The organism is Streptomyces sp. NPDC050703, from assembly GCF_040654435.1.
Classification (GTDB): domain Bacteria; phylum Actinomycetota; class Actinomycetes; order Streptomycetales; family Streptomycetaceae; genus Streptomyces.
In genome coordinates, this window is sequence record NZ_JBFAHX010000033.1 from 59,945 (window position 1) to 71,594 (window position 11,650).

Here is an 11,650-nt window from a genome sequence, read left to right on the forward strand (position 1 = left end):
GATCTTCACAGGGCCGTTAGGATTTCGACCATGGCGGCCACTGGATCCGAGAAGCAGGGGAAGAGCGCGGACAGCGCGGACGCGAAGGCGTTCTACGTCTCGACCCCCATCTACTACGTAAACGACGCTCCTCACCTGGGCCACGCCTACACGACCGTTGCAGGGGACGTGCTCACGCGCTGGCACCGTCAGCGCGGCGAGAAGGTGTGGTACCTCACCGGCACGGACGAGCACGGTCAGAAGATCATGCGCACGGCCGAGGCGAACGACGTCACCCCCCAGGAGTGGTGCGACAAGCTCGTCACCGAGGCTTGGAAGCCCCTCTGGGAGCACCTGGACATCGCGAACGACGACTTCATCCGCACGACGGAGAAGCGTCACACGGACCGCGTGCGGGAGTTCGTCCAGGATCTCTACGACAAGGGCGAGATCTACAAGGGCGGCTACGAGGGCCCGTACTGCGTGGGCTGCGAGGAGTACAAGCTCCCCGGCGACCTCATCGAGGCAGAGGACGGCACGAAGCTCTGCCCGATCCACAAGAAGCCGGTGGAGCTCCTCAAGGAGGAGAACTACTTCTTCAAGCTCAGCGAGTACGGCGACAAGCTCCTCGCCCTGTACGAGGCGAATCCCGGCTTCATCCAGCCGGAGTCGGCCCGCAACGAGGTCGTGAACTTCGTCAAGCAGGGTCTGCAGGACCTCTCCATCTCCCGCTCGACGTTCGACTGGGGCGTCAAGGTCCCCTGGGACGACAAGCACGTCATCTACGTCTGGGTCGACGCCCTCCTGAACTACGCGACGGCCGTGGGCTACGGCGCGAACCAGGAGAAGTTCGACTCGACCTTCCCCGCGAACGTGCACCTCGTCGGCAAGGACATCCTCCGCTTCCACGCGGTGATCTGGCCCGCGATGCTGCTGGCGCAGGGCCTGCCGGTGCCCGGCAAGGTCGCGGCCAACGGCTGGCTGATGGTCGGCGGCGAGAAGATGTCGAAGTCGAACCTGACCGGCATCAAGCCCCAGGACCTCACGTCCCACTTCGGCGTGGACGCGTACCGCTGGTACTTCCTGCGCGCCATCGCGTTCGGCAGCGACGGCTCGTTCTCGTGGGAGGACTTCTCCGCCCGCTACACCTCCGAGCTGGCGAACGACTACGGCAACCTCGCCTCGCGCGTGGCCGCCATGGTCGGCAAGTACTTCGGCGGCGCCCTGCCCGAGGCCACGGCCTCCGGTGACGCCGAGCAGGCGGTCCGGGACGGCCTGGCGAAGGCGGTCGCCGAGGCCGACCGGAAGATCGGCGAGGAGCTGGACTTCCAGGGCGGCATCCTGGCGGTCTTCGACTTCGTGAAGCAGGTCAACGGCTACATCACGGAGCAGGAGCCGTGGAAGGTGGCCAAGGACGACTCGGCGGAGGGCAGGGCCCGCCTGGCGACGATCCTCTACACGGCGGCGGAGTCCCTCCGCGCGGTGGCGGTCCTCCTGAACCCGGTCATGCCGGAGACCTCCCAGAAGCTCTGGGACTCGCTGGGCGCGGAGCCCGTCCTCGGCCCGCTGGCCGACCAGCGGGTCCAGGACGCGGCCACGTGGGGCCGGCTCCCCGCGGGCGCGACGGTGACGAAGGGCGCGGTCCTCTTCCCCCGCCTGGAGGAAAACCCGACGGCGTAACGAGCGAGCAGGTACACGAGCAGGTACCCGACACCGGACGGGTATCGCGGCAAAGTCCCGGCGACACGCCACGCGACACGGCGTGCCACCGGGACTTTCGCGTATCCCGCATCCCGCATCCCGCACGCCGCGTTCCGGGTTCCGCGCGGCGCGCGCCGCGCGACCATGGCGGGCCGCCTCACGCCCCGTACGACGCCACCAAGCGGGCCAGCTGCCGCCCCGCCGCCCGCAGCGGCTCCTCGCTCCTGGTCACCTGGGCCGTCACCTCGGCCCCCTCCAGCGTGCTGATCACCGTGGTCGCCACCTCGCGCGCGTCCTCCGCGCCGAAGCCGGCGCCCAGGAGCCGCTCCTCGACGATGCGCTCCCAGCCGCGCAGCGCCTCCGCGCACACCCGCTGGATCGCCGAATCCGAGCCGAGGGTCTCCAGCGCCGCCGCCGTGACCGGGCAGCCGTCGATCCAGTCCGACTCCCGCAGCGCCACGGCGAGTCCGTCGGCGCAGCGGGCGACAGCCGCCGCCGGGTCGCCCGCCCCGGCCGGGCCGAGGCTGTCGCGCAGGATGACCGCGAACTCCTCGGCGCTGTACGTGAGCGCGGCCACCGCGACGGCTTCCTTGCCGCCGGGGAAGAAGTGGTAGACGGAGCCGAGCGTGGCTTCCGCCTCCTTGGCGATCTGTTTGATGCCGGTGCCCACGTAGCCCTGCCGCTGGATCAGGCGGGCGGAGACGGCGACGATCCGGTCGCGGGTACCGAGGGCCGCGGCGGGGGCCGCGCTGTTGTGGGCCATGGCTCCACCTTATCCCGCCGTTGAGTAGAGCGTTCGTTCTAGAGGCGTGCTACGTTATGCCCCAGGCGCTGGATAGAGCGATCGTTCTAGCCGACGCCCACCTAGCCACGAGCCACCAAGTCACCAAGTCACCAAGTCACCAAGTACCGATGGAGTCACGCATGCCTTCCGCACCGCAGTCCGTCACCGTCATCGGCCTCGGCCCCATGGGGCAGGCCATGGCCGCCGCCTACCTCGACCGCGGCTACCGCGTCACCCTCTGGAACCGCACCGCGTCCCGCGCCGACGCCCTGGTCGAGCGGGGTGCGACCCTGGCGGCCACCGTCGAGGAGGCGCTGCGGGCGAACGAGCTGGTGGTCCTCAGCCTCACGGGCTTCGAGGTGATGTACACGATTCTTGAGTCCGCCAAGGCCGCCGTCGCCGGCCGCACCCTGGTGAACCTCAGCTCCGACACCCCGGAGAACGCGCGGGCCGGCGCCCGCTGGGTGACGGACCTCGGCGGTACGCACCTGACCGGCGGTGTCCTGTGCCCGCCGCCGCTGATCGGCACCGCCGACGCGTCGACGTTCTACAGCGGCCCGCGCGAGGCGTACGACAAGCACCGGGCGGCGCTCGAAGTCATCACCGGCAAGACGGACTACCGGGGGGAGGACCAGGGGCTGGCCGCGCTGATGTACCAGCTGAACATGGCGCTCTTCTGGCCGGCGATCACCGCCTACTGGCACACCGTGGCCCTCGCCGCCGCCCACGGCATCAAGGCCACGGAGATCGCCCCGTACGCGACCGAGAACTTCGCGGGCATGGGCCACTTCATCGACTTCTACGCGCCCCGCATCGACGCGGGCAACCACGCGGGCGACGTGGACCGCACGTCGATGGGCCTGGCCAGCATGGAGCACGTGGTCCACACGACGGCGGACGCGGGCGTCGACACGGCGTTCCCCGAGGCGGTCCTCGCCATCTTCCGCCGCCTCACGGAGGCCGGCCACGGCGCGGACAGCTTCAGCCGCACCGTCGAGCTGATGCGCCCCTGACCCCGGCCCGTTCACCTGCGGAGCACTGGGCTGGACCGCCCTGCGCACCCATCCCCTGGTGCTGGGTCCCGACAACGTCCCGGTGGTGACCGATCCCTCGGTCGCCGCACAGGACCTGGCAATGGCCGCGTTCTCGGCCCTGACACACGGCCGGAGCAGGGACTCCACCGCCATACTGGATGCGCTGGCACGTGCCCTGCGCGCGACCGACAAGGAATCTGCCGACTACTACAGCGACCTGCTGGACGTCGGCCTGGGGGACACCCGGGCCGGAGCGGAATGGAGAGAACTCATGACGTTCGTCAGCTACTTCCCCGGCCGAGGCACGCTCCGCGAGCAGGCTTACCTCGAAGGCAAGGCGGAGGGCGTCGAGGACGGCAAGGCCGAGGGACTCGCGGAAGGCAAGGCCGAGGGGCTCGCGAAAGGCAAGGCGGAGGGACTCGCGGAAGGCAAGGCGGAAGGCAAAGCCGAAGAGCGGGCCGCCACTGTCATTCGGCTGCTCGATCAGCGGCTCGTGCCGTTGTCGGACGAGGCGCGTGGCCGGATCGCCGGCTGTTCCGACCTCGACACGCTCGCCCTCTGGCTCGACCGTGCCTTCACCGTCAATTCCGTGGGTGATCTCTTCGCGGACGACGGCCGCTGAGCCACGGCGCCCCGGTCCGGGGGCCGTTGGGGAGCGTGGCGTGGGTCACGGTGAGCTAACTCATGTTCGAAGTCGGCTTATTCTGACGCCGTCTTCACACCTCCCTACGTAAGCTTCACCGCATGGCCACGACTCCCTCCCCCGACCGGCGCCGCAGCGCCGACGAGGTCAACCAGGAGATCCGTGCGCTGTGGCTGAGCGCGGGCGGCCGGCTCCGGCCCGACGAGCGCCTCGTGTACGAGCAGCTCGTGACCGAGTGGGCGGAGGCCGAAGCAGAGGCCGAGCGCGACGCCGACGCCACGGCCGACTCCTCGCCGACCCACGCCGCCTGACCGACGAAGCGCCCCCACTCCCCGCGGGTGGGGCGCGAGGAACCGCGCCACCAGCCGCACCGCACCCGAAGACGAAGAGGAAACGCGGAAGGCCCCCGGAACCACTGGTTCCGGGGGCCTTCTGCGTGCCCGGCAGCCCAGGGGGCCGCCGAAGCCGCTACTGCGCCGCGGGCTTGCGGAGCGAGATGTTCAGTTCCCGCAGCCGCGCCTCGTCGAGGACCGTCGGGGCGCCCATCATCAGGTCCTGCGCGTTGCCGTTCAGCGGGAAGGCGATCGTCTCGCGGATGTTCGGCTCGTCCGCGAGGAGCATGACCATGCGGTCGACGCCCGGTGCGATGCCACCGTGCGGCGGGGCGCCGAGGCGGAACGCCCGCAGCATGCCCGCGAACTCGTGCTCGACGGTCTCCGCGTCGTACCCCGCGATCTCGAAGGCCTTGAGCATGACCTCGGGCTCGTGGTTCCTGATGGCGCCGGAGGACAGCTCGATGCCGTTGCAGACGATGTCGTACTGCCAGGCCAGGATGTCGAGCGGGTCCTTCTCCTCCAGGTCCTTCATGCCGCCCTGCGGCATCGAGAAGGGGTTGTGGGAGAAGTCGATCTTCCCGGTCTCCTCGTCCTTCTCGTACATCGGGAAGTCGACGATCCAGCAGAAGCGGAAGACGCCCTCCTCGAAGTGGCCGGCGCGCTTGGCGGCCTCGACGCGGACAGCGGACATGATCTTCGAGACCTCGTCGAACTCGCCCGCGCCGAAGAAGACCGCGTGGCCGGGGGCGAGGGAGAGGCGCTTCGTCAGCTCCTCTACGTCCGCCTCCGTCAGGAACTTCGCGATCGGGCCCGTCAGCGAGCCGTCCTCGGCGACGCGCACCCAGGCCAGGCCCTTCGCGCCCTGCTCGACCGCGTAGTCACCCAGGCCGTCGAAGAACTTGCGGGACTGCGAGGCCGTGTCGGGGACGGGGAGCGCGCGCACGTGCTTGCCCGCGAACGCCTTGAACCCGGAGTCGGCGAAGATGTCCGTGATGTCGTGCAGTTCGAGCTTCGCGCGCAGGTCCGGCTTGTCGTTGCCGTACTTCAGCATCGACTCGCGGAACGGGATGCGCGGGAACGGGGACGTGACCTCGCGGCCGTTGCCGAACTCCGTGAAGATCTCCGTCATCAGCTTCTCGATGGGGCGGAAGACGTCTTCCTGCTCCACGAAGCTCATCTCGACGTCGAGCTGGTAGAACTCGCCCGGCGAGCGGTCCGCGCGCGCGTCCTCGTCGCGGAAGCAGGGCGCGATCTGGAAGTAGCGGTCGAAGCCCGAGATCATCAGGAGCTGCTTGAACTGCTGCGGGGCCTGCGGCAGCGCGTAGAACTTGCCGGGGTTCAGGCGGGAGGGGACCACGAAGTCGCGGGCGCCCTCGGGGGAGGTCGCCGTGAGGATCGGCGTGGCCATCTCGTTGAAGCCGAGGGCGACCATCTTGGAGCGGATGGAGGCGATGACGGCCGAGCGCAGCATGATGTTCCGGTGCATGCGCTCGCGGCGCAGGTCCAGGAAGCGGTACTCCAGGCGGCGCTCCTCGTTCACGCCGTCCTCGGCGTTGATCGTGAAGGGGAGGGGGGCGGCGGCGCCCAGCACCTCGACCTCGCTCGCCTCGATCTCGATCTCGCCCGTCGGCAGCTCCGGGTTCACGTTGTCCGTGCCGCGCGAGACGACCTTGCCGTCGACGCGGACGACCGTCTCCTTGGACAGCTTGTCCAGGACCTCGGCGGCCTTGGTGCCGGGGCGGGCCACGAGCTGCGTGATGCCGTAGTGATCGCGGAGATCGATGAAGAGAATGCCGCCCAGGTCTCGGCGATTGTGCAGCCAGCCGCTCAGCCGGACGTCGGTGCCGACGTCAGAGGCGCGGAGCTCGCCGCAGGTGTGGGACCTGTACCGATGCATCGTCGTTCATCCAGTCTTCGCGAATAGGGGAGAGAGCAGACGCTCCCCAGGCTACCGTCCGGGCGAAGATCGCTTTCCGGATATCCGCCGCCGGGCCACTCCGACGAGCGCCCCGGGGGCCCCGCGGGCCACTTCCGCGGCCCCCGCGGGCCGGGGCTCGGTGGCGGTGGGCGCGTACATCTTCCTAAAGTGGGTCAATGCGCACCGACGATCCCCTCGCGCAGGTGGGGGACGAATCCCTGCCTCCCGTACGGGACGTACTCGCCGCGATCGCCACCGGACTGTGGCGCTGGGACAACGCCTCGGGGACCGTCACCCTCGACGCCGAGGCCGCCAGGCTCCTCGGGCTGCCCGAGCGCGCCCAGACGCTCTCGGAGGCGGGCGTGCGCTCCCGCTTCCACCCGGTCGACTGGAACGAGATCTACGGAATCGTCCAGCTCGCCGTCGCCGAGGGCACCCTCGCCGAGGCCCGGCTGCGGATCATGGACGAGACGGGGCGGCGGGTCCTGCGCACCGTACGCAGCCGCTCCAAGCCGGTGACGCACGGCTCCTCCGAGGCGTACGAGCTGATCGGCACCCTGCAGGAGGTCACGGAGCCGCCGCCGGGCGCGGCGGCCCGCACCCCGGTCACCGGCGACTGGCGCCGCTCCCGCGAGGCGTTCCTGCTCGACGCGGGTCGCGCGCTCGCCGAGGCGCGCTCCACGGAGGAGGTCCTGCGGGTCGCCGCGGGGCTCTCCATGCCGGGCTTCTCGCCGGACGGGCTCGCGGTCTTCGGCGTGGCGGGCGACCGGCTGACGATCATCGGGCACCACGGCCATGAGCCGGGCGACGAGGGCCCCTTCTCGGCGATGCAGCTGGACACCGACTACCCGGCGGCCGAGGTGGTCCGCACCGGCCGTGCCGTCTATCTCTCGTCGCCGGAGGACTACCGCCGCCGCTACCCGGCGGCCTGGCCGCTGGCGCGGCGCTTCGAGCGGCAGTCGTGGGCGTTCCTGCCGCTGACGGTGGCGGGCCGCACGATGGGCGCGTGGATGGCGGCCTTCACGTACCCCGTGACGTTCACGCCCGACGAGCGCTCGGTCCTGACGACGGTCGCGCGGATGCTGGCGCAGGCGCTGTCGCGGGCCGGTGTCGCGGACTCCGAGCGGGAGCTGACGGACGGCCTCCAGCGCTCGATGCTGCCGATGCTGGGCCCGAAGATCGACGGCATGAGCGTCGCCGCCCGCTATGTGCCGACCGGCGGCGGCCTCCAGGTCGGCGGCGACTGGTACGACATGATCCCGCTGCCCAGCGGACGCATCGCCTTCGCCATCGGCGACGTCCAGGGGCACGACGTGCGCGCGGCGGGCCTGATGGGGCAGCTCCGCATCGCCCTGCGCGCGTACGCGTCCGAGGGGCACAGGCCGGACGCGGTGCTCTCGCGCGCGACCCGCTTCCTCTCGGGGATCACGGAGTCCGCCACCTACGGGTCGAGCGGTTCGGGCACCGACGAGGCGACGGAGTACGACCCGCGCTTCGCGACGTGCCTGTACGTCGAGGCCGACCCGGCGACCGGCGTCCTGGAGATCGCGCGGGCGGGCCATCCGGAGCCGGCGATACGGATGGCCGACGGGACGGTCCTGCAGCGGCCCGTCGCGGGCGGTCTGCCCCTCGGCATCGACCCGGACGCGGACTACCCCACCACCCGTCTGGTCCTCGAACCCGGCCAGACCATGCTGATCTGCACCGACGGCCTCATCGAGACCGGCGGCCACGACCTGGAGAGCGGCTGGGCGCGGATCAGGTCGGCCCTGGAGGAGTACCCCGGTGACGACGACGAGCAGGACAACCTGGAGCTCCTCGCCGACCGGCTCGTGCAGGCCGTGCACGGCCCCTCGTCGCACCACACGACGGGGCCGCTCGCGGACCGCCGCGAGGACGACATAGCGGTCCTGCTCCTGAGCCGTACGAGCCGGCCCGAGCAGCACGTGGATGCCCGGCGGACCGTCCTGACCATCGCGCAGGCGGAGCCCGAGCGCATCGGGGGCGCCCGCCGCCACCTGCGGGAGCTGCTGCACGACTGGGCGGACGAGGACCAGGTCGACTCGGCGGTCCTGATGGTCTCGGAGATGCTCACCAACGTCCTGGTGCACACCGACGGCGACGCCCTCCTGGTCGCCCAGGTCAGCGGCGAGCCCGGCAGGCGCAGACTGCGGGCCGAGGTGGCGGACGGCAGCGACGACCTGCCGCACAAGCGGCGCCCCGGCGAGCTGGCCTCCTCCGGGCGCGGCCTGGTCCTGATGGAGCTGCTGGCCGGTGCGTGGGGCGTGGACCCGCGCGGCGAGGGCAAGAGCATCTGGTTCGAGCTCTACGAGGACGCGGGCTCCCCTGCGCCCGACGAACCGGGCGAGGTCCCGGGCGGCCCCGGTGAGGCGCCGGACGGCCCCGTCGTCCCCGCGGAGTAGCGGGCGCGCAGCTCGGCCAGGACGCCGAAGGCCGCCGCGGTCAGCGGCACCGCGAGCAGCATCCCGATGATGCCCGCCACGGACGCCCCCGCGGTGATCGCCAGCATCACCACCGCCGGGTGCATCTGCACCGTACGGCTCTGGATGACCGGCTGGAGGATGTGGCCCTCCAGGACCTGGACGGCGAGGACGACGCCGAGGGCCCACAGGGCGATGACGAAGCCGCGGTCGGCGAGGGCGACGAGGACGGCGATGGCGCCGGAGAGGAAGGCCCCGAGGTACGGGATGTAGGCGCCCACGAAGACGAGCGCCCCGAGGCCGATCGCCCCGGGCACCTGGAGGATCAGCAGGCCGACGGTGATGCAGAGCGCGTCGATGAACGCGATGATCGTCGTGCCCCGCATGAAGCCCTCGATGGCGCCGAAGGCCCGCCGCGCCATGGCCTCGACCGCGTCGGCGGAGCCGCCGGGCGAGAACGAGCGCATGGCGGCCACCGCGCGGCCGGAGTCGCGCAGGAAGAAGAAGACGAGGAGCAGGGCGAGCACGGCCATGGCGGTCACCTCGCCGACCACGCTCAGCCCGCTGAGCACGCCCGACGCCGCGGTGCCGCCGAACTTGCCGAGCAGTTCCCTGGCGTTGGACGCCATGTCGTCGAGCGAGGTGCCCGCGGCCCCGAAGTGCTTCGAGAGGTCGGTCGCCGCGGTCTTCAGGGACGCGATGATCTGGTCGCCCGTGTCGATCAGGGCCGTGACCACGATGTACGTGACGCCGCCGACGACGGCGACGACGGCCGCGCAGGTGAGGCCGGCGGCGAGCGAGCGCTGCACCTTCATCGCGAGCAGGCGGCGGTAGAGCGGCCCGAGCAGTGCGGTGCCCAGGAGTGCGAGCAGGACCGGCGTCACGGCGGTGCGCAGGTGGACGCAGAGCCAGACGCCGACGGCGGCCACGCCGACGACGAGCAGGACGACCACGCACCACGCGGCGATCCTGCGGGCGGGCTCGGGGAGGAGGGTGTGCACCCTCCCACCCGAGCACGCCGCCGGGGGCCGCGCACGTCATGTACCGCTACATGGCCGCGAGCCGCGTACGGCCGCACGCCGGCCCCCGCGTACCGCTACATGCCGTGGACCGCGGGCACGGTCCCGAGCAGGCCCTTCTGGAAGTCCTCGAAGGCCTGCTGGAGCTCGGCCCGGGTGTTCATCACGAACGGGCCGTAGTGCGCCATGGGCTCCCGGATCGGCTGCCCGCCGAGCAGCACGACCTCCAGGTCGGGGGCGTTCCCGTCCTGCTTCTCGTCCGCGCGGACGGTCAGCGAGGACCCGGCGCCGAAGACCGCGGTCTGCCCCAGCCGCACGGGGCGGCGCTCGGCTCCGACGGTGCCGCGTCCGGCGAGCACGTACGCCAGGCCGTTGAAGTCCTCGCGCCAGGGCAGCGTGACCTCGGCGCCGGGGCGCACGGTCGCGTGGATCATCGTGATCGGCGTGTGCGTGATGCCGGGGCCCTGGTGGCCGTCGAGCTCACCGGCGATGACGCGGAGCAGCGCGCCGCCGTCGGGGGTGGAGAGGAGCTGGACCTGGCCGCCGCGGATGTCCTGGTAGCGGGGGTTCATCATCTTGTCCTTGGCGGGCAGGTTCACCCACAGCTGGAGGCCGTGGAAGAGGCCGCCGGACATGACGAGGGACTCCGGCGGCGCCTCGATGTGCAGCAGGCCCGAGCCCGCCGTCATCCACTGCGTGTCGCCGTTCTTGATCGTCCCGCCGCCACCGTTGGAGTCCTGGTGGATGAAGCTGCCGTCGATCAGGTACGTGACCGTCTCGAAGCCGCGGTGGGGGTGCCAGGGCGTGCCTTTCGGCTCGCCGGCCTCGTATTCCACCTCTCCCATCTGGTCCATCATGATGAACGGGTCGAGGTGCTTGTAGTTGATTCCCGCGAAGGCCCGGCGCACCGGGAAGCCCTCGCCCTCGAAGCCGCTCGGCGCCGTGGTCACGGTGAGCACGGGCCGCGCCTTCGCCTCGGCGGGTGCCACCACTCGGGGCAGGGTCAGCGGGTTCTCGACGGTCACTGCAGGCATGGTCGGTACCTCCTCGTGATCACACTTTAGTTGAACGTAGAACTTTCTGCCACTCAGAACGAACGGAGCCCGGAGGGAATTCCCTCCGGGCTCCGGGGCGGCCGGAAACGATCCACGACACGAGGAGCGCCCCCAAGGACGCGGGGAACCGCGCGACGAGCCACGGCGGACCCGCGGCCGGGACGGACCCTCAGCCGTACATGCGGCGCATCGCGAAGTCGACCATCTGCTCCACGGCCTTCGCGTCGAAGACCATGCGGTGCTCGCCCTCCATGTCGAGGACGAAGCCGTACCCCGTCGGCAGCAGGTCGATGACCTCCGCGCCGGTGATCACGAAGTACTTGGAGTCCTTGCCCGCGTACCTCCGCAGCTCCTTGAGGGAGGTGAACATCGGGATCACCGGCTGCTGGGTGTTGTGCAGCGCGAGGAAGCCCGGGTTGTCACCGCGCGGGCAGTAGACCTTCGACGTGGCGAAGGCCTGCTGGAAGTCCTCGGCGGACATGGAGCCCGTGGTGAAGGCGCGCACCGCGTCCGCGAGGGAGGGCGGCGAGGGCTCGGGGTAGAGCGGAGGCTGCTGGCCGTAGCCACCGCCGGGCATGCCCTGCTGCTGCGGCGGCGGCTGCGCGCCCGGCGGGGCGTACTGCTGCTGGGCGCCGGGATTCTGGTCGTAGCCGTACATGGGGCGAAGCCTACTGAGTCACAGATGGGCGGTTAGGGGTTGCGCCTTATTACCGGTGGGTAGCATCATCGTAGCTACTTGCT

At 70.8% G+C, this 11,650-nt stretch carries 10 protein-coding genes; 5 read left to right on the forward strand and 5 right to left on the reverse strand.

Going from position 1 to position 11,650, the window contains the following annotated elements; all coding sequences use genetic code 11:
* The first annotated feature begins 30 nt into the window (after window positions 1–30).
* A complete protein-coding gene (metG, locus tag AB0I16_RS26540) occupies window positions 31–1,659 on the forward strand; it encodes a methionine--tRNA ligase (RefSeq protein WP_363252086.1) in 1,629 nt (542 codons plus the stop codon).
* Between the two features lie 178 nt (window positions 1,660–1,837).
* Here the strand turns inward: metG and AB0I16_RS26545 are convergent, their stop codons facing one another.
* Window positions 1,838–2,443 (reverse strand): TetR/AcrR family transcriptional regulator, encoded by a 606-nt coding sequence (locus AB0I16_RS26545; RefSeq protein WP_363252087.1) that lies wholly within the window; start codon window positions 2,441–2,443, stop codon window positions 1,838–1,840.
* A 161-nt stretch (window positions 2,444–2,604) separates the two neighbouring features.
* Here AB0I16_RS26545 and AB0I16_RS26550 point away from each other — a divergent pair, with 161 nt between their 5' ends.
* The 3 genes from AB0I16_RS26550 to AB0I16_RS26560 all read left to right on the forward strand — a co-directional run bounded on the left by AB0I16_RS26550 (window position 2,605) and on the right by AB0I16_RS26560 (window position 4,452).
* On the forward strand, window positions 2,605–3,477 hold the full coding sequence (locus AB0I16_RS26550) for an NAD(P)-binding domain-containing protein (protein WP_363252088.1): 873 nt from the start codon (window positions 2,605–2,607) through the stop codon (window positions 3,475–3,477).
* A gap of 85 nt (window positions 3,478–3,562) precedes the next feature.
* Complete coding sequence (locus tag AB0I16_RS26555; RefSeq protein ID WP_363252090.1) at window positions 3,563–4,120, forward strand: hypothetical protein; 558 nt, start codon at window positions 3,563–3,565, stop codon at window positions 4,118–4,120.
* Window positions 4,121–4,242: 122 nt separating this feature from the next.
* The gene (locus tag AB0I16_RS26560; protein ID WP_363252091.1) at window positions 4,243–4,452 is read left to right on the forward strand and encodes a hypothetical protein; all 210 of its coding nucleotides are present in this window, start codon (window positions 4,243–4,245) and stop codon (window positions 4,450–4,452) included.
* A 157-nt stretch (window positions 4,453–4,609) separates the two neighbouring features.
* Here AB0I16_RS26560 and aspS read toward each other — a convergent pair whose 3' ends face one another.
* Window positions 4,610–6,373 carry an aspartate--tRNA ligase gene (gene aspS, locus AB0I16_RS26565; RefSeq protein ID WP_363252092.1) on the reverse strand — a complete coding sequence of 588 codons (1,764 nt, stop codon included), beginning with the start codon at window positions 6,371–6,373 and terminating at the stop codon, window positions 4,610–4,612.
* A gap of 197 nt (window positions 6,374–6,570) precedes the next feature.
* Between aspS and AB0I16_RS26570 the strand changes: the two genes are divergently transcribed.
* Window positions 6,571–8,817 (forward strand): SpoIIE family protein phosphatase, encoded by a 2,247-nt coding sequence (locus tag AB0I16_RS26570; protein WP_363252093.1) that lies wholly within the window; start codon window positions 6,571–6,573, stop codon window positions 8,815–8,817.
* On the opposite strand, the gene AB0I16_RS26575 is transcribed toward AB0I16_RS26570, so the two are convergent.
* From AB0I16_RS26575 to AB0I16_RS26585, 3 genes are all read right to left on the reverse strand, one after another.
* Window positions 8,721–9,836, reverse strand: a complete 1,116-nt coding sequence (locus AB0I16_RS26575) for an AI-2E family transporter (protein WP_363252094.1) — start codon at window positions 9,834–9,836, stop codon at window positions 8,721–8,723. The genes AB0I16_RS26570 and AB0I16_RS26575 overlap by 97 nt on opposite strands.
* Window positions 9,837–9,931: 95 nt before the next feature.
* The gene (locus AB0I16_RS26580; protein WP_363252095.1) at window positions 9,932–10,888 is read right to left on the reverse strand and encodes a pirin family protein; all 957 of its coding nucleotides are present in this window, start codon (window positions 10,886–10,888) and stop codon (window positions 9,932–9,934) included.
* Window positions 10,889–11,078: 190 nt separating this feature from the next.
* Window positions 11,079–11,567: an SseB family protein gene (locus AB0I16_RS26585; protein ID WP_062774485.1), complete on the reverse strand. Its 489-nt coding sequence runs from the start codon at window positions 11,565–11,567 to the stop codon at window positions 11,079–11,081.
* Window positions 11,568–11,650: the final 83 nt, after the last annotated feature.